Consider the following 23339-nt stretch of genomic DNA (forward strand, 5'->3'; position numbering starts at 1 on the left):
CCAGTACCTCCTTATTGAAAACTGTTGTCCAATTACAATACCTAAAAAATTCCTCAAGCTATATAAAAGTCAGAGAAAAAAGCAAACTCGCTATCAGGTTAGTTTTGATTATTAAATATTCTAAAAAATTCCAATTTCTTCAGCAGAGGGTAAGTGATTTTTACCCGTACCTTTAGTCTAAATTCTAGATTCCATAAGCGCAGCGGTCCAGACTCTTTTACTTACCAGGAATGCTTGAAATTTTGTAAATTCACTTATGGCAGCAGGAAAAAAAGACATCATATTTGTGGGAATTCAGTTTTTGCTTTTTGCAGCCTATTTGTTTGAGGTACCCCACTGGAGTTTAAATTTACCTTCCAATGTGGACCTGGTGCATTTAGGACTGGCAATAGCCGGAATAGTAATTATTCTTGTGGCAATGCTACAATTGAATAAAAACCTTTCCCCTTTTCCTACCCCTAAAAAAAATTCGGCCTTAGTTACTACAGGTCTTTTTCAATATTTCAGGCATCCAATTTACACCGGTATTATGATCACCGCCATTTTCTTTGGGCTGTATCTCAATTCCGGATACAAACTTATGATAGCCGTACTTCTTATTATTCTTTTTTATTTTAAAAGTAACTATGAGGAACAGGGGCTGGAAGATAAATTCCCCGGGTATAAAGGGTATAAAGCATCTACAGGCCGTTTTTGGCCACGGTTTTAATAATTTTGATATATGTTCAAACGTTTTGGAAAGGCTCCTGCAGGTAACAGGCAGGAAAGGATCAAATTACAGGAAAACTACAGAGACGGGAAATTCCATAATCTGGAGCCAACAGCCGTTAGTCCTAAAGATGTTTCTTTTTTTAAAGTTTTGAAGGAATTCATCACCCGTCCAAATTCTGTTACTCCCGCCAGGGAAGTACCTATAAAAAAAACCGATCTTTTTAAGCTCCCCAAAGACAAAATTTCGGTTGTTTGGTTTGGACATTCTTCTTATTTGATAAATTATAAGGGCTTTGTGATTTTAATAGATCCTGTCTTTAGCGGAAATGCTTCTCCCGTAAAATTCTTTGGAAAACCTTTTAAAGGAACCAATATTTATATGGCAGATGATTTTCCTCAGATCGATCTCCTGTTGATCACTCATGATCATTACGACCATCTCGATTACCCTTTTATAAAGCAAATAAAAGATAAGGTAAAGAAGGTGGTTTGTTCCCTGGGCGTGGGAGCGCACCTGGAGCTTTGGGGTATCCCACATGAGAAGATCATCGAACTCGGTTGGCAGGAAGAATTAAAGGTAAATAATGAACTAAATATTACTGCATTGCCCTCCAGGCATTTTTCCGGAAGGTCCACCAAAAGGTTCAATACCCTCTGGTCCTCATTTGCTTTGATCTGGAATGACTGCCGCATATATGTAGGGGGAGATTCCGGATACAGCCCGCAGTTCAGGGAAATTGGAGAACAATTTGGAAATTTTGACCTTGCTTTTTTAGAGTGTGGGCAATACAGTCAATACTGGCCCCAAATTCATATGATGCCGGAAGAAACTGTAAAAGCTGCACGGGATCTCAACGCGAAAATCCTTTTCCCTGTTCATTGGGGAAAGTTTGTGCTTTCCATACACCCCTGGAATGAACCTATAAATCGTATGGTTGCTGAAGCTAATAAAAAAGACCAGGATTTTGTTGCTCCGCACATAGGTGAAATGTATATTTTAGGTGAAAAATACGATCAAAAGGAATGGTGGAATTTCGAAGATAATGGATAAACTATGGAGGAAACAAAAGAACACTGGGAGAAGATCTATAAAACAAAGGACTTGAAAGAGGTGAGCTGGTATCAGGAAAAACCCCGGCCATCTTTAAATTATATACAATCCCTGGAGCTGGATAAAGATGCAGCGATCATTGATGTTGGTGGAGGCGATAGTTTCCTGGCAGATCATCTTCTTGCTGAAGGTTATTCAAATATTACTGTGCTTGATATTTCTGAAGAAGCCATCAACAGGGCTAAGAAAAGGTTGGGAAAGAAGGCCGGAAAAATTACCTGGATAACTGCCGATGCAGGTGATCTTAAACTGAAAGAATCCTATGACCTGTGGCACGACCGGGCAGCTTTTCATTTTTTAACTGCAGAGGAAAAGATAGAAAACTACCTGAAGTCTATGAAGGCTCATGTCAAAAAGGGTGGTTATGTTATCCTTGGAACATTTTCAGAAAAAGGGCCGGAGAAATGCAGCGGCATCAAGATCAAACAGTATTCATTGCACGAAATGGCCGATCTTTTCGTAGAGGATTTTGAAATTGTGGACAGTGAAAATATAGACCACATAACCCCTACTGAAGCTATCCAAAACTTTAGTTTCGGAATTTTTAAGAAGTTATAGATAAATAATCACTTCTGTTCCAGCAGGAATTCCCTGAATTCAGCAGTGTCAAAATCTCCCATTCCAATATGGGTGAGCACCAGTTCGCCTTCAGCATTAATTACAAAGGTGGTGGGGATACTTTGGGTTATATACATATCTGGCATTCCCTTCACCGTTTCGTAGATCTCAAAGCTGTAATTATTCTTTTCTACAAAATCCACTGCCTTTTGAAATTTGTGGTCCAGGGAGAGCATGATAAAAACTATATCCTCATCTTTTAGATCCCGGTAGAGATTTTCAATATCGGGCATTTCCACAATACAGGGAGGGCACCAGGTTGCCCAAAGATTCATAAAGATCACCTTGCCACGAAATTCCTCCAGATTTACTTCTTCCCCTTCGGAATTTAAAAGCTGAAGCTGGAAATCGGCTGCCGGATAATTCCTCTTTGTCCCGGCTTCTGAATTTTTTTCAGCTGTGTCTTCAACTTTTGCTGTCTCCTGCAGAGTACTAAAAACATTTGTTTGCAGCCCAAGAAAAATTAATCCGCCGGCGATAACTAAAATGCTTCCAAAGACCAGGAGGTTCTTCTTTATTTTTTTATTCATACAATGCCAGATTTAACCCCTTTAAGTTGCGAGTGGATCAATTCAATTCGCCTGCGAAGATAGATTTTCATTTTTACTCTAAATGTGACAATTGTTACATTTCGCCAAATTTTTAAAGTTCCCGGCATACCTGGGTGTAACATTAGTTACTTTAAGTTCTCCAGAGATTGAGTAATTTTGCATCTAAACCTCGATTACTTGAAATACTTCAGGATCATTCAGGATTCGTTTATCGGATATTTTAATTACCTGGTGGGAGAGATCACCAATCCTTCGTGGGGTAATTACTTTTACTGGCTCATTGGCCTGTCCCTCCTGGTATGGGCAGTGGAGATCCTTGTTCCCTGGCGCAGGAAGCAGAAGATATTCAGGAAGGATTTCTGGCTGGATAGCTTTTATATACTCTTTAATTTTTTCCTCTTTTCTCTTATTGGTTATAATGCGATCTCCAATGTGGGGGTGGAACTTTTTAATGATTTTCTAAGCCTGTTTGGTATTACGAATCTCGTTGCCATAGAAGTGCAGGCGTTCCCGGTTTGGGCACAGCTGGCTATTATGCTGGTAATAGCCGACTTTATCCAGTGGAATGTGCACCGGCAGCTTCACAGACAGCCATGGCTCTGGGAATTCCATAAAGTTCATCATAGTGTGAAGGAGATGGGCTTTGCCGCCCAGTTTCGGTTTCATTTTATGGAAACCATCATCTATAAGACCGTGCAATACATTCCTCTTGCTATGATAGGATTCGGCATACAGGAATTTATTATTGTTCATATGTTTGCAGTGCTCGTAGGGCACCTAAACCATGCGAATATAGGTTGGGGTTATGGGATTTTTGGTTATATTTTCAATAACCCAAAAATGCACATCTGGCATCATTCCAAAGCACTTCCAGAAGAGCACCCGCACGGGATGAATTATGGCCTCACCCTGAGTATCTGGGATTATCTATTTGGAACCGCTTATGTGCCTCACGATGGAAAGGATATTGAACTCGGATTTGAAGGAGATGAGGATTTTCCTAAAACATTTACAGGGCAGGTAGTTTTTCCGTTCAGGAAAGAAAGACCTCTTCAACCTAATGATACTCTACAGAAGGAAAAATCCAACCTGGTTTATAGAGAAAGAAAATAGCCGTCTCTGGCTATATACCTCAAGACCTTCGAAAAATTCTCTGAAGGTTTTTTTGTGCCTATTGTTTAGAAATTCAGCAGTAAAAGCCTTGAAAGTTTTTTATATTTACAACACAAGTATAAAATAGCCAGTCTAAACAAATAATAATGGAAAAAAAATATAAGGTAAAGGTGAACGATTCCCTGGAGTATAATTTTTCTGAAGAGGAGATAAAGGCCCTGGATTCGCAAAAAATATCTGCATCACAATACCATCTTTTACAAAATAACCGCTCTTTTAAAGCTGAGGTCCTGGAGGCCGGATTTTTAAAGAGAGAGTATTCGGTTAAGATCAACAACAATACCTACAACATTAAAATTTCCAATGAACTGGACCTGCTCATAGAAGAGATGGGGCTTTCCCTTGGTACTTCCCAACTGGTAAACGATCTTAAAGCACCTATGCCGGGATTAATTCTGGATGTGAACATCAAGGCCGGGGATGAGGTGAAAGAAGGGGATTATCTCCTGGTGCTGGAAGCCATGAAAATGGAAAATACACTTACCGCTCCAAGAGACGGGGTAGTGAAATCTGTTTCAGTTAAAAAAGGGGAAACTGTGGATAAAAACCAGTTGCTGGTGGAGATGGAGTAGCCCCCCGGCCCCCGAAGGGGATGTTAAAAAGCAAGCTTTCAGAATTAAAAAGATCAATTTTAAATGAAAAAAATATTAGTCGCCAATCGTGGTGAGATTGCCCTTAGGGTAATGAGAACAGTTCAAAAAATGGGGATCAAGACCGTGGCAGTCTTTTCTGTGGCAGATCGTAATGCGCCCCACGTAAAATTTGCCGATGAGGCTGTTTGTATAGGAGAAGCGCCATCAAATGAGTCTTACCTGCTGGGAGATAAAATTATCAAAGTTGCCAAAGAACTGGGAGTGGATGGCATTCACCCCGGATACGGATTCCTTAGTGAGAACGCTGATTTTGCCGAAAAAGTGGAGCAAAACGGCATTACCTGGATAGGACCGGGATCTAAAGCCATACGCGTTATGGGTAGTAAACTTGCTGCCAAGGATGCGGTGAAGGATTATGGGATCCCAATGGTTCCCGGAATAGACGAAGCTATTACAGATGTGGAGAAAGCGAAAAAGATCGCTAATGAGATTGGATTCCCTATTCTAATAAAAGCCTCTGCGGGGGGTGGAGGTAAGGGAATGCGTATTGTGGAGAAGGAAAAGGATGTGGAAGATCAAATGAAGCGCGCTATAAGCGAGGCAGAATCGGCTTTTGGAGACGGATCTGTATTTATTGAAAAATATATTGGTTCCCCGCGCCACATTGAGATACAAGTATTATCTGATACTCACGGAAATACCCTGCACCTCTTTGAAAGGGAGTGCAGCATTCAAAGAAGGCACCAGAAGGTGGTTGAAGAAGCCCCCTCTGTTGTTCTTACTGAAGAAATTCGGAAAAAAATGGGAGAAGCGGCCGTGAAGGTGGCTATGGCTTGCGACTATGTAGGCGCGGGAACGGTGGAGTTCCTTCTTGATGAAAACAAGAATTTCTATTTCCTGGAAATGAATACCCGCCTGCAGGTGGAGCATCCTGTGACCGAGATCATTACCGGGCTGGACCTGGTGGAACAACAAATAAAGGTAGCCAGGGGAGAGAAACTGGAGTTTGGCCAGGAGGATCTTAGGATAAAAGGACATGCGGTGGAACTTCGTATCTACGCAGAGGATCCTCTGGATAATTTTATGCCAAGTGTAGGGCTTCTGGAAAAATATCGCACTCCCGCGGGAGAAGGAATAAGGCTGGATGATGGTTTTGAAGAGGGAATGGAAGTCCCTATTTACTATGATCCCATGCTGGCAAAATTGATCACTTATGGAAAGAGCAGGGAAGAAGCCATCCAGCGTATGCTGTATGCCATAAATAATTATGAAGTGCAGGGAGTGATGACCACCCTGCCCTTCGGGAAATTTGTATTTGAGCATGAAGCCTTCCGCAGCGGAAATTTTGATACCCACTTCGTGAAGAATTATTATTCAGCTGAAAAACTTCAGCAGGAGATAGAGGAAGAAGCTAAACTCGCCGGGTTAATTGCCCTGAAGAAATACCTGGAGGACCAGAAACAGTTAAGGGTACCGGGAAGTAAGGTACAGGAGTAGCAAGTCAAAATTACCAATTCAACAAGAAATTACATGAGCCAGAATATAGAAAAACTGAATGAGAAGATTAAGCTTGCCCATTTAGGGGGAGGTGAAAAACGAATAGAGAGACAACACGAAAAGAAAAAACTTACTGCCCGGGAGCGGGTGGATTACCTGCTGGACGAAGGTTCCTTTGAGGAGATAGGGATCCTGGTTACCCACCGTACTACAGATTTTGGTATGGATAAGCAAAAGTATTATGGTGATGGGGTAGTTACCGGTTATGGTACTATCAATGGCCGGCTTGTGTATGTTTTTGCACAGGATTTTACTGTTTTTGGAGGAGCGCTTTCTGAAACCCATGCAGAGAAGATATGTAAGGTAATGGACCATGCAATGAAAGTAGGGGCTCCTATTATCGGGCTCAACGATTCAGGCGGAGCGAGAATACAGGAAGGAGTACGATCCCTGGGCGGTTATGCCGATATTTTTTATAGGAATGTGCAGGCCTCCGGAGTGATCCCTCAAATTTCAGCAATTATGGGCCCTTGTGCCGGGGGTGCGGTTTACAGCCCTGCTATGACAGATTTTACCCTTATGGTGGAGGATACCAGTTATATGTTCGTTACCGGGCCAAACGTTGTAAAAACCGTGACCAATGAAAGTGTAACTTCTGAAGAACTTGGAGGTGCGAGTACGCATTCAACAAAATCGGGAGTGACACATTTGACTTCTGTAAACGATATTACCTGCCTGGAGGATATCAAGAAATTAATAAGTTACCTCCCGCAGAACAATAAGCAAACCCCTGAAAAATTACCTTTTGAAGTTAAAGAGGAAATAAGGGAATCCCTTGAGGGCATTGTGCCCGATAGTGCAAATAAGCCCTATGACATGCACGAGGTGATCACCGGGATCATTGATGAGGATTCTTTTTTCGAGATACATAAGAATTATGCCGATAATATTATCGTAGGATTTGCGAGGCTGGGAGGCAGGAGCATAGGGATAGTTGCAAATCAGCCAATGAGTCTTGCAGGGGTTTTAGATGTTGATTCTTCTAAAAAAGCCGCAAGGTTCACCAGGTTCTGTGACTGCTTTAATATTCCGTTACTGGTTCTCGTGGACGTCCCGGGATTCCTGCCGGGAACGGACCAGGAGTGGAACGGGATCATCCTGCATGGTGCAAAGCTGCTTTATGCCCTTAGTGAAGCCACAGTTCCAAGAGTAACCGTGATCACCCGGAAAGCCTACGGTGGTGCTTATGATGTGATGAACTCCAAACACATTGGTGCCGATCTGAACTTCGCCTGGCCAACCGCAGAGATCGCCGTGATGGGAGCCAAGGGAGCTTCAGAGATCATCTTCAGAAAAGAGATACAGGAAGCAGCAGACCCGGAATTAAAACTCTCAGAAAAAGAAGCCGAGTATGCTGAAAAATTCGCCAACCCTTTTGAAGCAGCAAAACGCGGATTCATCGATGAGGTCATCATGCCAAAAGATACGCGCAGGAAACTGCTGAAGGCATTTAGTATGCTGGAAAATAAAACCGTGTTGAGGGCAGATAGGAAGCATGGGAATATTCCGTTGTAGGGTTGTCGGTTGTCGGTTGTGAGTTGTCGGTTGTTGGTTGAAAAAAGTTGTAGGTTGTAGGTTGTAGGTTGTAGGTTGAAAAAAAAGTTGTCGGTTGTCGGTTGAAAAAAGTGGAAAAGCCCCCCGGCCCCCAAATGGGGAGAAATAAACTCCGTGAAACTCTTTTTTTAACTCCTTTTGAACTCGGCGGTTAAACCGCCAATATCCTCGAGAAAATGGCGAATAATTTCGTCTGAACAAGCAAGAAACAGAAAACAGAAAACAGAAAACGCTTTCATGAAATTCAAAAAGATAGTTTGCATAGATAAAACGAAACTTAAGCCCTGGGCAATTGAGGAATTGCAGGAGCATTGTGAGGAAAAGATCGCGAACTATACAGATTATCCGGAAACGCAGGAAGAGGTCATTGAGCGCATAGGAGATGCTGAGGTTGTTTTTGTTTCCTGGCATACAAAGATTGATGAGGAGGTCATTAAAAGGTGCCCGAATCTTCAATATATTGGAATGTGCTGCAGCCTTTATGATGGTGAGTCGGCAAACGTGGCAGTGAATTTTGCGAGGGAGCGGGGAATTACCGTTACCGGAATTAGAGATTACGGGGATCCCGGGGTGGTAGAGTTCATAATAAGTGAACTGGTAAGATTGCTGCATGGGCTGGGGGAGTGGCAGTGGAAAGAAATGCCCCTGGAGCTTACCCAAAGGAAGATCGGGATAATTGGTCTGGGAGTTACAGGACAGCTGCTGGCAAAATGTTTGTTACCATTTGGGGCCGACCTGTACTACTTCAGCCGGACCAGGAAGCAGGAATGGGAGGAGAAGGGAGTGAAATACCTGCCGCTGGAAGAGCTGCTGGAAAAAGTTGAGATCCTTTCCATTCATTTGCCAAGGAATACAGAGATCCTTCAGCAAAAAGAATTTGAAAAATTTGGATCTGGAAAGATCCTTATCAATACTTCCCTGGGATTGCCGTTTGACGAGAAAGCCTTCAGCAGCTGGATTAATCATACCGGCAATTTTGCGATTTTTGACGGGGATGGGAAAAAGGAACTTTCAGAAAAAACAGAGAAAATGGAGTGCGTTATTACAGCCTCAAAAAGTGCGGGCTGGAGTGCCGAGACTCATGAGCGACTGGCTCAAAAGGTGATGGAGAATTTCAGGGAGTTTATGAAGGAATATTTTTGAATATTATTTTTTTTCCACAGGGGCCAGGTCGAAGTTGGGAAGGGAGATCCTGTATTTGACCACTATAAGCCTAATGCTGATAATAATTAAGGAGGTAACTACATAAATAACATCTGTATTTACCCCTAGCTCATTTAAAAGGATAAAAGCCAGTCCTCCTGTGAGAGAAGCTGTGGCATAGATCTCTTTCCTGAAGATCACCGGGATCTCTGCTACCAGGATGTCCCGTAAAACCCCACCAAAAGTTCCTGTCATCGCCCCAAGGGTAATACAAATAATGGGATCAAGCCCGTTTTGCAGGCCTATTTCTACCCCCGTTATTGTAAATACTCCAAGGCCTATGGTGTCAAAAAGAAAAAGTGAGGTTTTAAGGTAATTGATCTTATTTCTGAAAATAATTGCCAGGACAGTCACCACTCCAATGAAATATATATAAATGGTATTATCCATCCAGGTAGGGGTGGCACCAATCAAAATATCCCTAAGCGTTCCGCCACCAATGGAAGTTACAAATGCAATAATAAAGATCCCGAAGAGGTCCAGCTTCCTGTTCATTGCCGCAAGTGCACCAGAAATGGCAAAAGCAACCGTACCCAGTAGATCCAATATGTTGAAAAGGCTTAATTCCATTTAGCCTGCAAAGATATCTTTTTTATTTCCGGTTACCTTGTAATTACCAAAAAGTAGGAATTTGAAACCATTGTTGTCCGATAAAAATATGTAAATTTTCCTTAACCCTTTCCGTGTATAGCAGAAGACATATCAACCCCGACCAGGGGGTGGTCTTGGATCTTAAATAAATTTGGAAATTTCACGTCATTGGGGTCCGATTAAAATAATGTGAATTTACGTTAAGTCTTGCTACATATAGTCCGAGGTCTTATCAACCTCCACCGGGAGTGGTTTTGAATCTAAATTAATTAAAAAAATCCAGGCAGTTTAAAATTGGATAAACATCTAATTTTCAAAAACATAAATTTAGTCTGGTTTCTATATTCTAGCAGCGGAAGCGGTCCAGACTCTTTTACCGGACAACAATGATTTTAAGTTTTGAAACAGAAGGTAGCTAACCATTTTTTAAGCACTCATATTTTGGTCCGGATTCTAGATTCCAGTAGCGCAGCGGTCCAGACTTTTAAACGTGCAACAATGATTTGGAACTTATTGAGGCGATGAGTATCTTGTATTAAAGGAAGAATTCAAAAGTTCCACACTTTTTAAGTAAGCTTTTACCTATTCTTCCTACTTTTACAGTATTAAAAACAAAACAACCATGACAGATAAAATTGAGCGTATTAAATGTCTTATTATAGGATCAGGGCCGGCGGGATATACCGCTGCTATTTATGCTGCCCGGGCAGATATGCACCCTGTGATGTACACAGGAATGGAACCCGGAGGTCAACTTACAACAACCACAGAGGTTGATAACTTCCCCGGTTATCCAGATGGTGTGGATGGGCCTTCAATGATGATAGACCTCCAGAAACAGGCAGAGCGCTTTGGAACCCAGGTTAGGATAGGGATGGTGACCGAGGTTGAGCTAAGCACAGAGCACGGCGGGATCCATAAAGCCTGTATAGATAATGCCGATTGGGTTGAGGCTGAAACAGTTATTATTTCAACCGGAGCAACGGCTAAATATTTAGGCCTTCCAAGTGAACAGCGCCTTAGAGGTGGGGGAGTATCTGCCTGCGCCGTTTGTGACGGATTCTTCTATAAAGGACAGGATGTTGCCATAGTGGGTGGTGGAGACACTGCTGCTGAAGAGGCTACGTACCTTGCTAACATTTGTAACAAGGTGACTATGCTGGTTAGGGGCGATGAGATGCGTGCTTCCAAAGCAATGCAGCACAGGGTTACCAATACCAGGAATATAGACCTGCGTTATAATACTGAAGTTGATGAGGTGATAGGAGAGCAGGTGGTTGAAGGTTTAAGGATGGTAAATAACAAGACCGGTGAAAAAGAAGTGATCGACATTACAGGATTATTCATCGCCATTGGCCATAAGCCTAACACTGAAATTTTTAAAGGTCAGCTGGATATGGATGATATGGGATACCTTATTACCAAAGGAAAATCCACAAAGACCAATCTTCCCGGAGTTTTTGCTTCAGGAGATGTACAGGATAAGGAATACAGGCAAGCTATCACGGCAGCCGGGACAGGATGTATGGCAGCCCTTGATGCAGAGCGGTATTTAACGACTGTAGAGGAAACCACAGAAAAGGAGATTACGGCTTAGGCCAATTCTTTATAAAATAAAAAAGTCCCGCGAGGGACTTTTTTTGTTGGAAGATGTTAATATTAATTATCATCATTATCGATCTTCACTTTTTTCTTGACCTCTCCATCATCATCGGTTTTGATCTTGATCTTTTTGTCATCGGTCTTGATCTTCACCTTTTGGCCATCATCGCTAACCTTCACGTCGGCACCTTCTGCCCTTAGCTGGTCAAGATCATCGGCCTCATTGGCTTCCCTGCAGGAAACAAGTGCTAAACTAAGTACAGATGTATAAAAAAATGGTTTTAAAAAGCTTTTCATTTTTCTTATTAATTGGTTAATAGGCCAGAAAGATATTTAAACCATTGCACCCGGCAACTTCATTTAACTTCCCGCATGATGTTTCTTCTTATACATCCCGGTCGCGTTTAACAAGTGACAGTGGGAGGGAGGCAATGTATTAATGACAATATTTTTATATTCACATATACCTTCTTTCCCGGTCTTTAGCGGGTTGCTGTATTGCATCTCAATACGGATATCTGCCTCTACCGGAGTAGAAATTTGATGTTCTTCCGGTGCCATTCCCAACAAATTGAGGATGGTGGCAACAACAAAATGTGCAGCAGTAGTCATCACTTGTTCTTTTGAAGTTCAATACCGTCTCTATTTATTCTTACAGCCTTAACATCATCTGTGATGTTGACCCCATTTTTGTTCACACGAATTCTCACCTGGTCGTTACCGGTGGTATCTCCACCTTCAATATCAATTGTTCCTTCAAATTCATCCTCATCCCAGGAGTTATTGTTCTCCCATGATTCATCGCTTTCCCAGGCATCGCTTTCCTCGACAGGACAATCTTCGCAAATTGCCGTGTTATTCCCAATCTTCAGGAATTTTTCTTCAGAATTGTAGTCAAGGATATTCCCGTAGTAATCTGATGACCTGTGGTAATACGCCACGTTCTTATCTGTGTAAAGCGTGGAACCTTCAGGTAAATAAAGCACCACTCTCACCTCCTGGTTTCGGTAATTATTTTGAAGAGCAGTCGTAAGGTGAGAATCAAGGAACAATTTTCCGTCCACGAAATTAGTATTGTAGCTTATTTCACTCGCTCTGTCCCTGGCACTCCTGGAATCGCCTCCATCTGCCATCTTAATGATCTCCATTCTCGCAAGTGAATCCCTGGTAGATTTTACTACCAGGCGTACATCTGTATTATACATTACCTTACGGTTTTCCTCATCTACCTTTATTTGGACCCCACTCCTGTAACGATAAACTCCAGAGGAGTATTGAGGATCATTTTGCATTGCCACGTAAAGTGTGTCCTGAGAGGTAACCGGAAGGGTTTCCGTGATCACCACTTCCCCCTCAAAAGCCCGTTGCGTTGCCTGTTGTATTCCTATTACGGCAAGACCTATGATAGATAATAACCAAAGGCCGAGCAGTACAAGTTTTGCAGGGGTGCCAATAGATCTCAACTTTTTCACAAGGATCTTTAAACCAAGTATGAAAAGAAAGAAGAAAGGTATTCCCACAGCAAAGAAGGTAAGCAGTGAAATTAACCACAACGGTGCTCCAATTGCGGCCATCTCAATATAATCTGTCCAGGGGGCATCAAATAACCCAAAGGTTCCCACGGTGAACAATCCAATAAAGAGCCCTATTAAAGTTGTTCCTGCAATAAGGAGAAGAAGTACTCCTATAAGCTTTACAAAGATATTAAGGATGAAAAGGATACCAGATCCAATTCCTGTTGCCGCAGAGGAAGCACCAGATTTAGCCTGGTTGCCGTATTTTTGATAATCGACACTTCTAACTTTCCCTGCGACATCATCAAAACCCTCACGTATCTTCCTTTCAATATTTGTAATATTTACTTCCTCACCGCGCATAGATAATTTATCTGCGGTAGTTTTAGCTTCAGGCACAAAGATCCAAAGGGCTATATATATTAGAATAAAAGCACCACTGGAGGCAATGGTAAGAACGATCCATAACAATCTTACCCATATAGGAGCTATTCCTAAATAATGACCAAGACCGGAGGAAACCCCTCCAACATAGGAATGTTCTGTATCCCTAAACAATTGTTTACCTGTAGTGTGAGGACGGGCATAGACAGGTTCATCTTCAAAGATCTCCTCGTCTACCATATAATCCTCTGGCTGTCCCATGATTGCGATAACCTCGTCTACCTCCTTAGAGCTAACCACCTGGCGATCTGTCTTCATTTTTTCGCTGAAGAGTTCGGCTATACGGGCTTCAATATCGGCAATGATCTCATCACGTCCCTGGGTATTGGTTAGAGAACGTTTTATCGCATCGAGGTAATGTTGCAATTTGGCGTAAGCATCCTCATCTATATGAAAGAAAACGCCTGCAAGATTTATATTAACTGTCTTATTCATGATTCTTGTTTTTTTGATTGGTGACGATGGTTACAGCTGTTTGTAGTTCCTCCCAGGTATGGGTTAGTTCTTTTAAAAATACCTTTCCTGTATCTGTGAGGCCGTAATATTTTCGTGGGGGGCCACTAGTGGATTCTTCCCAGCGATAATTGAGCAATCCTGCATTTTTAAGCCGGGTGAGTAGGGGGTAAATAGTTCCTTCCACAACCAGCAACTTTGCATCCTTTAAGGTGTCAAGGATCTCTGCGACATAAGCATCATTGTCTTTAAGGACAGAGAGGATGCAGTACTCCAGAACTCCCTTACGCATTTGCGCTTTGGTGTTTTCAATCTTCATTGTCTTGGATTTTGAGTGTTGTTAAACTGTTCATTTTTTGATTGATGGTTTTCTACCGGAGTAGGTTTGATGAAATTGATGGTAAGCGGATATTCATAGTACTTCCCTTCACTGGCCTTCACGGTGGCGGTAATCACTGCAACTATTTCCAATATAAACAGTGCGAGCAGGATAGTTCCCATAACCCCGATGAAAATAAGTATGGGTAAAGCATGTATCATCTGGAAAAATTCGTGGAATTGATTATGGAAGATCATATGGTTAATAGATTCCATTCTCACTCCAAAAAAGATGATGCCGGCAATGGATAGGCAAACCAGCAGGATGAAATAGAGAAATATGCTTATTTGAAAATTTAGCGCCTGCTTCCCATGATTATCCACAAAAGGATCATTTTGTTTTGCTGTCCAGAGGATAAGCGGCAGGATGAAATTTCCAAGAGGGATGAAATACTTGGAGAATGTGGATAAATGAATGACGGCTGCCATTGTTTTGTCCGGTTTTAAGGTTGATGTTTCCATAATGATTGATTTTCTTATACAAATATATATCTTAAAGATGGTATTATGCAAAACAAAGTACTAAATATTTTTACGAATTGGCAAAATTTAACATTTCGCTATGTTGGAAAATTTGAATACTTTTAGCAAAAATCACTCATGAACCTCAGTCCAGGCAAGCTTAACAAGTTCCTTATGGTTAAATTACCCAGTGCATGGTTATGCGGTGTACGGGTAAAAAAAATTAACAAACATTCCTGTGAAGTAGGTGTAAAGCATCGCTGGATAAATCAAAATCCGTTCAATTCGATGTACTTTGCTGTACAAGCCATGGCTGCCGAGCTAAGCACAGGTGCTCTTGTGATGTCACAAATCAAGGAGAGCGGGGAGAAAATCTCCATGCTCGTTGCACAAAACAAGGCGAGTTTTACAAAGAAAGCTACGGGCAGGATTAGGTTTATTTGTGAAGATGGCGACAGGATCACAAAAGCAATTGAAAATACTACTGTGAGCGGGGAGGGGGAAACCTTCTGGATGAAATCTACCGGTTATAACGAAGAAGGGGTTGAAGTATCTGTTTTCGAATTTGAGTGGACAATTCGTAAAAAAGTTCGCAGCGAAAAGAAGACTTCAGGATAGTCTGTTTCTTTTCTACGAAGAAATCGGCAAACTGTTCTTGATTTCTGCAATTCCCCAGGAAAATAAAATTAACACCTGCTGCCAATCATAGTAATACAAGGGGTTGATTAATTATCACTATCAAACTGCAGTCTCAAATCGACAAGTGGGAAATGTTAAAATAAGTTTTACTCAAACGTTTTCGTAATATTTTTCTTATATTTAAATTGTTTAAAGATAATGCCTATTGCTTCACAATTACTTTTCTAATTCAATCAACAACCTAAATAGTTTCAAATTATGGCGAGAGCGATGTTTGAATACACCAAAACGGTCCTTTCGAAGGTAAGTTTTGATGCGGTATTGTTCTGCAAAGAAGTTAAGAAGGCACTCCAAAGACTTTTACCTCATGAAATCGAGGAATTAAAGATCTGGATCATCTCCCTAACAAGGCAGAACCCCGAACTAAACCAATGTTTAATCTTATTAAAATAAAAAAGCGGCCTGCGGGCCGCTTTTTTATTCTTTAAACTACCTGTGTGTGTATAAAGTATAATTATCTCAGCTTTTCATTGGTTTTAAGCGGACTGATTATTTTCACATTCTGAAAAGCTATTGCGCCTTTTACTACCCCTGCTATTGTGCTTCTTAATGCTTCAATGATCTGTATCTTAAGTTCGCTTTTGTTATAAATTAGGCTTACCTCCCTTGCCGGGACAGGATCGCTGAACATTCTAAGTTGTTTGCTTTCACTTTCCTTAATATCCAGGGTGTGAAGATAGGGTAGTAATGTCATGCCCAATCCTTCATTAGATAATTTTACAAGGGTTTCAAAGCTACCGCTCTCCAGCTGGAATTTATCATTTTCGTAATCCCTGGAAGCTTTGCAAAGATTCAATATCCCGTCTTTAAAACAATGGCCATCCTCCAGCAGGAGCATATCATCTATCTCAAGATCTTCAACCTCTATCTTGTCCTTTTTCGACAATCTATGGCCGGCAGGTACATAAGCTACGAAAGGTTCGTAATATAACACCTGTTCTTTTATTCCTTGCAGTTCAAGAGGAGTGGCTGCTATGGCAGCATCGAGATGCCCATCCTTAAGCCGCTCAACAATTGCCTCTGTATTAAGCTCCTCGATCTTTAATTTTACCCTTGGGTATTTCTTTATAAAGTTGTTAAGGAACATGGGCAAAAGGGTGGGCATTATCGTGGGAATGACTCCCAGGCGAAATACACCACCTATAAATCCTTTTTGTTGGTCTACTATATCCTGGATCCTGTCACTTTCATTTACAATATTCCTGGCCTGGGTGACAATTTTTCTTCCGGTCTCAGTAAGCTGGATTGGTTTTTTGCTCCTGTCAAAGATCTGTACATCAAGTTCCTCTTCGAGTTTTTGAATTTGCATGCTCAATGTGGGTTGGGTTACAAATACCTTTTGAGCTGCTTTTGTAAAGTTTTGGTGTTCTGCAACAGCAAGAACATATTGTAGCTGGGTGATCGTCATAAAGCCTTGAAATATTACAGCTGCAAATGTATTGATTTTTTCTATTCGAAAAATTCCTTACTGCTACTTTTACCTATAGTTTAACGACTAAGATTAATCGTCATTTCCATTGTAGTGTCATCAACCTCAAATTTGGCATCTTCCCATCGTGGTGGTCCAAAAGGGTTGAAGATATTATTTGAAATCCCATAATCTTCCTGCGGCATTCCGGAAGCTTCAAAATCCATACGTCCATTGGAATTCCTGTCGTGTAAAACTGAAAGGCCATAAGTTCCCGCAGGGACGTTTTCAAATACAAGAGTTACCTTTCCATTCTCTATCTTCCCGCTTTTGGCTCCAAATTCAGCTTCTGTCCTCATAAATGTTTCCTTGCTGTAAAGACCGGCCAGCACCTCTCCTTCATTGCTTTTAATATTTTCCACTACCACCGTTAGAGTAGCTGTTTTTCCTTCCTGGGAGAATGCTGAATTAAAAGCAAACATAAGCATTAAAAAAATGATCGTTTTCATAATTTATAGTTTAAGGTTATTAATACGATCAAAGATATAGGGCAGGGCAGGCCCCTAAAAAGTAAAGGTTCCCAACTGTAGAAAAAAGGGGATGAAGTGTTAGAGGATCCCGCGAGCCTTGATCTCCAGGTATTTATTAATGGTGTTCACGGTTAAATCCTCGGGCCTGGTAAGTAAGGTTTGGATCCCGTGTTGCTGGAGTTTCCTGGCCATAAGCCTCTTCTCATATGCAAAATCCTCAGCAATGGTTTGGTGAGCGATTCCCGGAATGTTTGTCATTTGGGTTTTTACCACCTTTTCCAGTTCCACGTTTTCAAAGAAGATTACTACGAGTACGTGATGTTTTGCCAATGCCTGCAGGTAACCCAGGTTTCTTCCCAGGGCATTCATATGTTCAAAATTGGTATAGAGGAGCAGCAGGCTGCGCTGGCGTACTTTTCTCTTAAGGAGCGTGTATAACATCCCAAAGTCTGAATCCAGAAAATCTGTATTAATGTTATAAAGGTTCTCAAGGATCTGGTTGAGGTAGGTACGTTTGGCATTGGCCGGCAGGATACTACCGGGTTTATTGGAGAAGGAGATCACCCCTGTTTTATCCTTTTTTTGCAAAGCTACATTGGAAAAAGCCAAGGTACTGTTAATAGCATAATCCAAAAGGCTAAGCCCGTTAAAGGGCATTTTCATCACACGCCCGGTATCAATTATGGAATATACCGGTTGGGCCTTTTCATCCTGATATTGATTAACCATTAACCCGGGTTGTTTTGCAGTAGCTTTCCAGTTGATACTTCTCACATCATCGCCCGCAACATATTCCTTTATTTGTTCAAATTCCTGGGTATGGCCAATTCTTCTTATCTTTTTAAGGCCTGCCTGTCTTAACCTGTTATCTATTGCAAGGAAATCATACTGCCTCATTTGTATGAATGAAGGGTAAACTTTTACAGTTGCCTCCTCATCAAACACCATCCTTTTCTTGAGCATTTTAAAAGCAGAGGACACATAGATGTTCAATTTTCCAAAGGTATATTCACCCCGCTCCACCGGTCTTAAACCATAATCAAAGCCCGAAGTTTGCCCTGCACCCAGGATAAGGTTTTGCTGAAAATCCCGCTTCTGGAATTGTACCGGGATCTCATCTATTATTTCCAGAAAAACCCTGAACTTATAAGTGTTGGTCACATGTACGTAAACCTGATTGTTATCTGAATTTGATAACTTCTCTGGAACCCGCCTTTGAGCCGTGATCCCTATCTTATTATATAAAGCTATAAAATCAATAAGTAATAAAATGAAAAGCAGGACAGCTATGAGCCAGGCAGGAGTATATAGGATAGGAAACCAATAGGAGAACAGGAATAATACGGCAAGGCTAAAAACCGCCGTAAACACCCGTTGGTGAAAATATATGGACTTAAAGGTTTTAAGCACCTACCTTGGTATTTCTATTGTATTTGCGATAATATCAATTACATTTTCCTGGGTAATGCCTTCCATTTCCCTTTCAGGTGAGAGGATAACCCTGTGAGCCAGGACAGGAGCCAGTATCTTTTTGATATCCTCAGGAATTACAAAATCCCTCCCTTCAATAGCAGCCATAGCCTTACCGGCATTCATTACTGCAATGGTGGCACGTGGCGACGCCCCCAAATAGAGGTGAGGATGATTACGTGTTTTAATGACCAGTTGTGCAATGTAATTCAGTAATTTTTCCTCAACACGAACCTCCCTTATCTGCACCTGCAGGGCCTGCAGTTGTTCGGGGGTAAGTACAGGAGTTATATTAGCTTCAGGCAAAGCTCCTTTTCTTTCATGATGTGACTGCAGGATCCTTACTTCCTCTTCGGCAGTAGGGTAATCTACTTTTATTTTAAACAAAAAGCGGTCTAGTTGAGCTTCGGGCAAGGCATACGTACCTTCCTGCTCAATAGGGTTTTGAGTTGCCACTACCATAAAAGGTGGTTTCATTTCATACTTCTTTCCATCTATGGTAATTTGTCGTTCCTCCATCACCTCGAACAGAGCCGCCTGTGTTTTGGCAGGCGCCCGGTTAATTTCGTCTATAAGGACAATATTTGAGAATATAGGTCCCGGTTTGAAATCAAAACCAGAGGTTTTTGAGTTGAGGACAGATGTTCCCAGGACATCGCTGGGCATAAGATCTGGAGTAAATTGTATCCTGCTAAATTCTGTTTCCAGGGTACGGGCAAATAATTTTGCAGTTACGGTCTTGGCTACCCCCGGTACCCCCTCAATGAGTACGTGGCCATTGGCCAGCAATCCCGCTATTAGCAATTCAATGAACCTATCCTGCCCAATTATGACCTGGCCCAACTGGCCTTTAAGATCCTGTACTGCCTTCTGTAATTCTTCAAGGGGAATACGGTTATGAAAATGTATTTCTTCGTTTGGAGTGACTTCGTTATTCATGTAGTACTATTGTTTATAGGAATCTATTTTTTCATTAAGTTCCCTTAATTCTTCTTTACTAATTTCCGGTTTTCGGGATATATCTGTAAATAATGCCCTTAGATCATTAATATCTTCAATGCTGTGGCCGCTTTTTTGGGATAGTTCCCTAAGAGTTTTCTCCTCCTGCCAGGCTGAAAAGATCCTGTACCTGGTTCGAATATAATCATAAAAATGATCAATTTTTTTAAGCGCCAGGGCTTTGTATTGTTTCTGTTCCAGGTAAAGGTCTGCAATTGTCCTGGAGTATTCGTAGGTTTGATTTTTAAGCGGTTCAACCACCGGTACCGGCCGTTGTTTCCTCTTGCCTTCGAATATGATAAAGAGAACAGCACCTATAAGGATAAAATAGTAAGCCCATTTTAGCGCCCTGTTATTAAGAAGTATATAAAGGGGGGAAGTGTGAAATTTTTTTCCGGTTTTATAGTATCTATCCCAGTATACAGGCCCTTTGTTATCAAGATATGCCAGTACTCCCTCAGCATATTTATAGTTATCCTCCTTCAGCAAAAAATAATTGCTGAAAGCTTCGGGAAAGGAATGAATATAAATATTTCCCTTACCCCATTCTGAATGTAAAAATAGCGGATAAGCTTCCTCTTGTGACCTATATTCTTTAAGACTTCCTACTCCAAGGATCGTATGCTTTAAGGTATCAATCCTGCTGAAATATTCCAGGTTCACGTCGTGGTCAAAGTGCCAGGCATTTGATTGCTGAAGCTTTTTATTAACCAGGCTCACATAGGGACGGGAGGTAAAATTTCCGCCGGGGATTAGTGTAGATGTTTCCAGTTGCAGGGTGTCACGAAGTGATTCACTAAAATATGATGCAGCGAGAAAAACTGTATTCCCTTCTTCTACCCAGTTAAGGATTTTCTTAACCTCTGCTTTGTCAAAATCAAGGTAGTTGTTTAAAAAGAAATAAGTACCACCAGGTTCTGAATTCAGAAATTCAAATGGCGGTACATCTACCTTCTCCAAATTTACACCGGTATCCCCCAGGATTCGTAAAAAATAAAACTTCCCAATGCTATCCTGTCTGTTTCAAGATAACTGGGATTCCAGTTGACAGGATCAGGTTCAGATGCCTCCAAGTAGGTAAGCAGTAAAACCATAAGCAGGATAAGTCCCATGGCAAATTTACCTCCTCTAGTCATGGGTGTAGGATTTTAGTGTGGCATTAATCTTATTGAAATTCTCCTGAACCCTGTTAAAATCTCCTGCCGACACCTCAAAATTTCCGTACCAGATGAAATTGTAAAGTCTGATGATCCTTCTCACCGAATTTTGCAATTCATTTTCTTTTATTTCAGCAAGATAATCGGCATTGGTCTTTTGGTATTCATAATTTATGATTCCGTTACTGTCCAGTTGTTTAAGAAGCCTGAGGTAATAATACCTAACTGCTAGCCGATAATCCCCCCGTGCTATTGCCTCTTCAATAAGGCCAGAAATATCTGCCTTCTGGATTATTTCTTCCTCTTCATTAAAGATCACCCCGGGTTGCTCCATCTCTCCAAGGAAAGAGGCGCCGGGATTGAGCCTTATAAATAACCACACAATAAATCCCAAAATTGCAATGATAATAAGGTAGGGGAGCAGTTTTAAAAGAAAAGTGAGAATAGAGTTTGCCTGGTATTCTCCAAACAGCCAGTTTAGGAACTGTTGATACTTCATATCCAGCCATTTTTTGAAACGGGTCCACCATGAATCCTTTTCGATCTCATTTAAATAATCAAATGCTTTGAGCTGGCGGTAATCCTCGAGCTTAGCTGAATCAAAAACCACGGGTTCCACCTCCCTTATCGTATCATACTGCACTACCGGCCTTGGGGCAATACTATCCTTTTGAGCAGGAAAGGCATTACTGCAGTAGAAAATGCTAATAAGGAGGAGGAATAACTTCATTAATGATTTCCCAGGTTATCTATAGTTTCAAAGGTGCCAGTAAGGTTTTTATGCTCATTGAGGTTAAAGTAAATAAACGTAATAGCAATGATCGTAATGGTAGAGAGCAGGTATTGGATAAGGGAAGAGATCACGTTAAGCACCATAAATGGCCAATCCATAAACGCTTCAGGATTGGCTGCAGATCCTTCCTGAACCATTGTAAACGCTTTTATGAACATATAAATCAACATAGGCATCTGGAAGACAAGGCCTATGATATAAACCAGCAACCAGACGACCAGGAGTGTGATAAAGGTCATCCACCAGTGATCTTTAATAAGCTCAAAACAATAGCCTATAGATTCTGTTACACTATATCTTTTAAAAACCAGCACGGCAGATGCAAAACTTAGCGGGACGATCAAATAGATCCCGGGAATAATAAACACAATTAGGCCGGCAATTATGAGGATAGCAGATATTATAGAAAGCAATATAAGTTTGAAGAAATCCTGCTGCACCCCTTGCTTTACATCCTTGGGTTTGACCTCTCCATTATGCAGGGTATAGGATTTTATATAATGAAGGATTGTACCGTAGAGCGCGGCATAAAAAAGTAATAATGCGGCTGCAAGAATAAGAAAGGCAAAGAGAAAATTGGTAAACCCACTGCTTATTGCCTGGAAAGGACTACCCGCTACTGCATAGGTGTAATAGGAGATTGCAGCCAAAAGAATAAGAAAATATGGCCCCGTAATACTGGTCATCAATTTAAGCAAAGGCTTGTAATTTTCCCTTATAAATTTAAATGTGACAGTTAAAATGTCACCTAATTCCCTTTGTTTTTTAAACTGGATATTACTATTTGTTTGCATTTAATTTTTTGTTGTTTAGATAGATAGGATAGTAGACATAGTAGAACAGGATGCTAAGCAACGAAACAGTTATTATTATAATTGCAAGGAAGTCTGGCATTCCCGTAAGCCTGGTAACAAAGCCCTCGAGAAATCCCGCGATTATAAAAAAGGGAATGGTGCTTAATACAATTTTAAGTCCTTCTTTGACCCCTTTAACAAACGAGGTAAGCCGGGGATATGTCCCCGGAAAAAGGATGCTTTTACCAACTACCAGTCCTGCGCATCCCGCAATAATTATTACAGATATCTCAATGGTGCCATGGATCCAGATCGTTCTGGCAGATTCCCAAAGCATTCCCTGCTCGTGAAAAAAATACTGAAAGGACCCCAGCATAATGGCATTTTGCATGAGGATGTAAACGGTTCCCAGGCCGGCAAGGATGCCAAAAGTATAAGCCATAAGGGCCACCCGTATATTATTTATGGTGATACCCAGGAACATATCGACCTCTCCCATTTGCTTATACACGGCCATAGGATCTTCCCTGGCTATATTCTCGAGAGTCATATTAACATAGGCATCGCCTAATATCGCTCTTACAAATGCAGCATCACTCGATGCCGAAAAAACACCTACAGCTATAAAAATACTGAATATCAAAAAGCTCAAAAGCAGCTGTTTTTGATGCCTGTAAAACATTTTGGGAAAATCGCGGGTGTAAAAGTTCAAAAAAACGTTTCCAGGTTCTTTTCTGTTGGTATAAATCCTTTGATGTGCCTTTGCTGCCAGCCCATTAAGATAGGTAACGGTATTGCTGCCGGAATAAAAGGTTTTTGCGTAGCTAAGATCATCTGTTACCTCCAGGTAAAGATGGGAAATAGCCTGAGGATCTGGAGATTTTTTATTGTGTAGCTCCTCTTCGAATTTCAGCCATTTATTCTTATTTTGCTTCACGAAAGCAGCCTCGCGCATGAGTCAGGATATTTGTCTC

General features: G+C 41.3%; 27 protein-coding genes. 11 read left to right on the forward strand and 16 right to left on the reverse strand.

Going from position 1 to position 23339, the window contains the following annotated elements; all coding sequences use genetic code 11:
- Positions 1-256: 256 nt before the first annotated feature.
- The 3 genes from FHG64_RS18210 to FHG64_RS18220 are packed head-to-tail and all read left to right on the forward strand — an operon-like array spanning position 257 to position 2380.
- Positions 257-709, forward strand: coding sequence for a methyltransferase family protein (locus tag FHG64_RS18210; protein ID WP_139067715.1), 453 nt, complete (start codon positions 257-259; stop codon positions 707-709).
- 12 nt (positions 710-721) lie between these two features.
- Positions 722-1762 (forward strand): MBL fold metallo-hydrolase, encoded by a 1041-nt coding sequence (locus FHG64_RS18215; protein WP_139067716.1) that lies wholly within the window; start codon positions 722-724, stop codon positions 1760-1762.
- A gap of 3 nt (positions 1763-1765) precedes the next feature.
- Positions 1766-2380, forward strand: coding sequence for a class I SAM-dependent methyltransferase (locus FHG64_RS18220; RefSeq protein ID WP_139067717.1), 615 nt, complete (start codon positions 1766-1768; stop codon positions 2378-2380).
- Positions 2381-2388: 8 nt separating this feature from the next.
- Here the strand turns inward: FHG64_RS18220 and FHG64_RS18225 are convergent, their stop codons facing one another.
- The gene (locus FHG64_RS18225; RefSeq protein ID WP_139067718.1) at positions 2389-2970 is read right to left on the reverse strand and encodes a TlpA family protein disulfide reductase; all 582 of its coding nucleotides are present in this window, start codon (positions 2968-2970) and stop codon (positions 2389-2391) included.
- Positions 2971-3168: 198 nt separating this feature from the next.
- Between FHG64_RS18225 and FHG64_RS18230 the strand changes: the two genes are divergently transcribed.
- The 5 genes from FHG64_RS18230 (at position 3169) to FHG64_RS18250 (ending at position 9011) form a co-directional block, all read left to right on the forward strand.
- A complete protein-coding gene (locus FHG64_RS18230) occupies positions 3169-4104 on the forward strand; it encodes a sterol desaturase family protein (protein ID WP_139067719.1) in 936 nt (311 codons plus the stop codon).
- A gap of 146 nt (positions 4105-4250) precedes the next feature.
- Positions 4251-4736, forward strand: a complete 486-nt coding sequence (locus FHG64_RS18235) for an acetyl-CoA carboxylase biotin carboxyl carrier protein subunit (RefSeq protein WP_139067720.1) — start codon at positions 4251-4253, stop codon at positions 4734-4736.
- A 63-nt stretch (positions 4737-4799) separates the two neighbouring features.
- A complete protein-coding gene (accC, locus tag FHG64_RS18240) occupies positions 4800-6254 on the forward strand; it encodes an acetyl-CoA carboxylase biotin carboxylase subunit (RefSeq protein WP_139067721.1) in 1455 nt (484 codons plus the stop codon).
- A 33-nt stretch (positions 6255-6287) separates the two neighbouring features.
- Complete coding sequence (locus tag FHG64_RS18245; protein ID WP_139067722.1) at positions 6288-7829, forward strand: acyl-CoA carboxylase subunit beta; 1542 nt, start codon at positions 6288-6290, stop codon at positions 7827-7829.
- 276 nt (positions 7830-8105) lie between these two features.
- Positions 8106-9011, forward strand: a complete 906-nt coding sequence (locus FHG64_RS18250; protein ID WP_139067723.1) for an NAD(P)-dependent oxidoreductase — start codon at positions 8106-8108, stop codon at positions 9009-9011.
- 3 nt (positions 9012-9014) lie between these two features.
- Here the strand turns inward: FHG64_RS18250 and FHG64_RS18255 are convergent, their stop codons facing one another.
- Complete coding sequence (locus FHG64_RS18255; protein WP_139067724.1) at positions 9015-9641, reverse strand: trimeric intracellular cation channel family protein; 627 nt, start codon at positions 9639-9641, stop codon at positions 9015-9017.
- Positions 9642-10284: 643 nt separating this feature from the next.
- Between FHG64_RS18255 and trxB the strand changes: the two genes are divergently transcribed.
- Positions 10285-11259: a thioredoxin-disulfide reductase gene (gene trxB / locus FHG64_RS18260; RefSeq protein ID WP_139067725.1), complete on the forward strand. Its 975-nt coding sequence runs from the start codon at positions 10285-10287 to the stop codon at positions 11257-11259.
- 62 nt (positions 11260-11321) lie between these two features.
- Here trxB and FHG64_RS18265 read toward each other — a convergent pair whose 3' ends face one another.
- From FHG64_RS18265 to FHG64_RS18285, 5 genes are all read right to left on the reverse strand, one after another.
- A complete protein-coding gene (locus FHG64_RS18265; protein ID WP_139067726.1) occupies positions 11322-11561 on the reverse strand; it encodes a hypothetical protein in 240 nt (79 codons plus the stop codon).
- Between the two features lie 63 nt (positions 11562-11624).
- Positions 11625-11876 carry a hypothetical protein gene (locus tag FHG64_RS18270; RefSeq protein WP_139067727.1) on the reverse strand — a complete coding sequence of 84 codons (252 nt, stop codon included), beginning with the start codon at positions 11874-11876 and terminating at the stop codon, positions 11625-11627.
- Positions 11876-13657 carry a PspC domain-containing protein gene (locus tag FHG64_RS18275; RefSeq protein WP_139067728.1) on the reverse strand — a complete coding sequence of 594 codons (1782 nt, stop codon included), beginning with the start codon at positions 13655-13657 and terminating at the stop codon, positions 11876-11878. Before FHG64_RS18275 ends, FHG64_RS18270 begins: the two co-directional genes overlap by 1 nt.
- Positions 13650-13994: a PadR family transcriptional regulator gene (locus FHG64_RS18280; protein WP_139067729.1), complete on the reverse strand. Its 345-nt coding sequence runs from the start codon at positions 13992-13994 to the stop codon at positions 13650-13652. Before FHG64_RS18280 ends, FHG64_RS18275 begins: the two co-directional genes overlap by 8 nt.
- A complete protein-coding gene (locus FHG64_RS18285) occupies positions 13991-14515 on the reverse strand; it encodes a DUF4870 domain-containing protein (protein ID WP_139067730.1) in 525 nt (174 codons plus the stop codon). Before FHG64_RS18285 ends, FHG64_RS18280 begins: the two co-directional genes overlap by 4 nt.
- A 138-nt stretch (positions 14516-14653) precedes the next feature.
- On the opposite strand from FHG64_RS18285, the gene FHG64_RS18290 reads away from it, so the two are divergent.
- Positions 14654-15133, forward strand: a complete 480-nt coding sequence (locus FHG64_RS18290; RefSeq protein WP_139067731.1) for a DUF4442 domain-containing protein — start codon at positions 14654-14656, stop codon at positions 15131-15133.
- Positions 15134-15412: 279 nt separating this feature from the next.
- Positions 15413-15607 carry a hypothetical protein gene (locus FHG64_RS19705; protein ID WP_139067732.1) on the forward strand — a complete coding sequence of 65 codons (195 nt, stop codon included), beginning with the start codon at positions 15413-15415 and terminating at the stop codon, positions 15605-15607.
- A gap of 61 nt (positions 15608-15668) precedes the next feature.
- Here FHG64_RS19705 and FHG64_RS18300 read toward each other — a convergent pair whose 3' ends face one another.
- From FHG64_RS18300 to FHG64_RS18335, 9 genes are all read right to left on the reverse strand, one after another.
- Entirely contained in the window at positions 15669-16622 is a 954-nt protein-coding gene (locus FHG64_RS18300) for a hydrogen peroxide-inducible genes activator (RefSeq protein ID WP_139067733.1), read from the reverse strand.
- An 80-nt stretch (positions 16623-16702) separates the two neighbouring features.
- Positions 16703-17131, reverse strand: a complete 429-nt coding sequence (locus tag FHG64_RS18305) for a DUF2141 domain-containing protein (RefSeq protein WP_139067734.1) — start codon at positions 17129-17131, stop codon at positions 16703-16705.
- A gap of 99 nt (positions 17132-17230) precedes the next feature.
- Entirely contained in the window at positions 17231-18562 is a 1332-nt protein-coding gene (locus FHG64_RS18310; RefSeq protein WP_139067735.1) for a DUF58 domain-containing protein, read from the reverse strand.
- The gene (locus FHG64_RS18315; protein WP_139067736.1) at positions 18563-19561 is read right to left on the reverse strand and encodes an AAA family ATPase; all 999 of its coding nucleotides are present in this window, start codon (positions 19559-19561) and stop codon (positions 18563-18565) included. It abuts the gene before it with no gap.
- Between the two features lie 6 nt (positions 19562-19567).
- Positions 19568-20581: a DUF4350 domain-containing protein gene (locus FHG64_RS18320; protein ID WP_168191390.1), complete on the reverse strand. Its 1014-nt coding sequence runs from the start codon at positions 20579-20581 to the stop codon at positions 19568-19570.
- Between the two features lie 2 nt (positions 20582-20583).
- Entirely contained in the window at positions 20584-20757 is a 174-nt protein-coding gene (locus FHG64_RS19280) for a hypothetical protein (protein ID WP_168191391.1), read from the reverse strand.
- Complete coding sequence (locus FHG64_RS18325) at positions 20750-21508, reverse strand: DUF4129 domain-containing protein (protein ID WP_139067738.1); 759 nt, start codon at positions 21506-21508, stop codon at positions 20750-20752. Before FHG64_RS18325 ends, FHG64_RS19280 begins: the two co-directional genes overlap by 8 nt.
- Positions 21508-22365, reverse strand: a complete 858-nt coding sequence (locus FHG64_RS18330) for a hypothetical protein (RefSeq protein WP_139067739.1) — start codon at positions 22363-22365, stop codon at positions 21508-21510. Before FHG64_RS18330 ends, FHG64_RS18325 begins: the two co-directional genes overlap by 1 nt.
- Entirely contained in the window at positions 22352-23320 is a 969-nt protein-coding gene (locus tag FHG64_RS18335; RefSeq protein ID WP_139067740.1) for a stage II sporulation protein M, read from the reverse strand. The genes FHG64_RS18330 and FHG64_RS18335 overlap by 14 nt, the downstream gene beginning before the upstream one ends.
- Positions 23321-23339 lie beyond the last annotated feature (19 nt).

The organism is Antarcticibacterium flavum (genome assembly GCF_006159205.1).
Taxonomy (GTDB): Bacteria; Bacteroidota; Bacteroidia; order Flavobacteriales; family Flavobacteriaceae; genus Gillisia; species Gillisia flava.

Excerpts from the sequence above, each read along its gene's own strand:
- FHG64_RS18210 (WP_139067715.1), top strand. The coding sequence starts at position 257 with ATGGCAGCAGGAAAAAAAGACATCATATTTGTGGGAATTCAGTTTTTG.
- FHG64_RS18215 (WP_139067716.1), top strand. The coding sequence starts at position 722 with ATGTTCAAACGTTTTGGAAAGGCTCCTGCAGGTAACAGGCAGGAAAGG.
- FHG64_RS18220 (WP_139067717.1), top strand. The coding sequence starts at position 1,766 with ATGGAGGAAACAAAAGAACACTGGGAGAAGATCTATAAAACAAAGGAC.
- FHG64_RS18225 (WP_139067718.1), bottom strand. The coding sequence starts at position 2,970 with ATGAATAAAAAAATAAAGAAGAACCTCCTGGTCTTTGGAAGCATTTTA.
- FHG64_RS18235 (WP_139067720.1), top strand. The coding sequence starts at position 4,251 with ATGGAAAAAAAATATAAGGTAAAGGTGAACGATTCCCTGGAGTATAAT.
- accC (WP_139067721.1), top strand. The coding sequence starts at position 4,800 with ATGAAAAAAATATTAGTCGCCAATCGTGGTGAGATTGCCCTTAGGGTA.
- FHG64_RS18245 (WP_139067722.1), top strand. The coding sequence starts at position 6,288 with ATGAGCCAGAATATAGAAAAACTGAATGAGAAGATTAAGCTTGCCCAT.
- FHG64_RS18250 (WP_139067723.1), top strand. The coding sequence starts at position 8,106 with ATGAAATTCAAAAAGATAGTTTGCATAGATAAAACGAAACTTAAGCCC.
- FHG64_RS18255 (WP_139067724.1), bottom strand. The coding sequence starts at position 9,641 with ATGGAATTAAGCCTTTTCAACATATTGGATCTACTGGGTACGGTTGCT.
- trxB (WP_139067725.1), top strand. The coding sequence starts at position 10,285 with ATGACAGATAAAATTGAGCGTATTAAATGTCTTATTATAGGATCAGGG.
- FHG64_RS18265 (WP_139067726.1), bottom strand. The coding sequence starts at position 11,561 with ATGAAAAGCTTTTTAAAACCATTTTTTTATACATCTGTACTTAGTTTA.
- FHG64_RS18270 (WP_139067727.1), bottom strand. The coding sequence starts at position 11,876 with ATGACTACTGCTGCACATTTTGTTGTTGCCACCATCCTCAATTTGTTG.
- FHG64_RS18275 (WP_139067728.1), bottom strand. The coding sequence starts at position 13,657 with ATGAATAAGACAGTTAATATAAATCTTGCAGGCGTTTTCTTTCATATA.
- FHG64_RS18280 (WP_139067729.1), bottom strand. The coding sequence starts at position 13,994 with ATGAAGATTGAAAACACCAAAGCGCAAATGCGTAAGGGAGTTCTGGAG.
- FHG64_RS18285 (WP_139067730.1), bottom strand. The coding sequence starts at position 14,515 with ATGGAAACATCAACCTTAAAACCGGACAAAACAATGGCAGCCGTCATT.
- FHG64_RS18290 (WP_139067731.1), top strand. The coding sequence starts at position 14,654 with ATGAACCTCAGTCCAGGCAAGCTTAACAAGTTCCTTATGGTTAAATTA.
- FHG64_RS19705 (WP_139067732.1), top strand. The coding sequence starts at position 15,413 with ATGGCGAGAGCGATGTTTGAATACACCAAAACGGTCCTTTCGAAGGTA.
- FHG64_RS18300 (WP_139067733.1), bottom strand. The coding sequence starts at position 16,622 with ATGACGATCACCCAGCTACAATATGTTCTTGCTGTTGCAGAACACCAA.
- FHG64_RS18305 (WP_139067734.1), bottom strand. The coding sequence starts at position 17,131 with ATGAAAACGATCATTTTTTTAATGCTTATGTTTGCTTTTAATTCAGCA.
- FHG64_RS18315 (WP_139067736.1), bottom strand. The coding sequence starts at position 19,561 with ATGAATAACGAAGTCACTCCAAACGAAGAAATACATTTTCATAACCGT.
- FHG64_RS19280 (WP_168191391.1), bottom strand. The coding sequence starts at position 20,757 with ATGACTAGAGGAGGTAAATTTGCCATGGGACTTATCCTGCTTATGGTT.
- FHG64_RS18325 (WP_139067738.1), bottom strand. The coding sequence starts at position 21,508 with ATGAAGTTATTCCTCCTCCTTATTAGCATTTTCTACTGCAGTAATGCC.
- FHG64_RS18330 (WP_139067739.1), bottom strand. The coding sequence starts at position 22,365 with ATGCAAACAAATAGTAATATCCAGTTTAAAAAACAAAGGGAATTAGGT.
- FHG64_RS18335 (WP_139067740.1), bottom strand. The coding sequence starts at position 23,320 with ATGCGCGAGGCTGCTTTCGTGAAGCAAAATAAGAATAAATGGCTGAAA.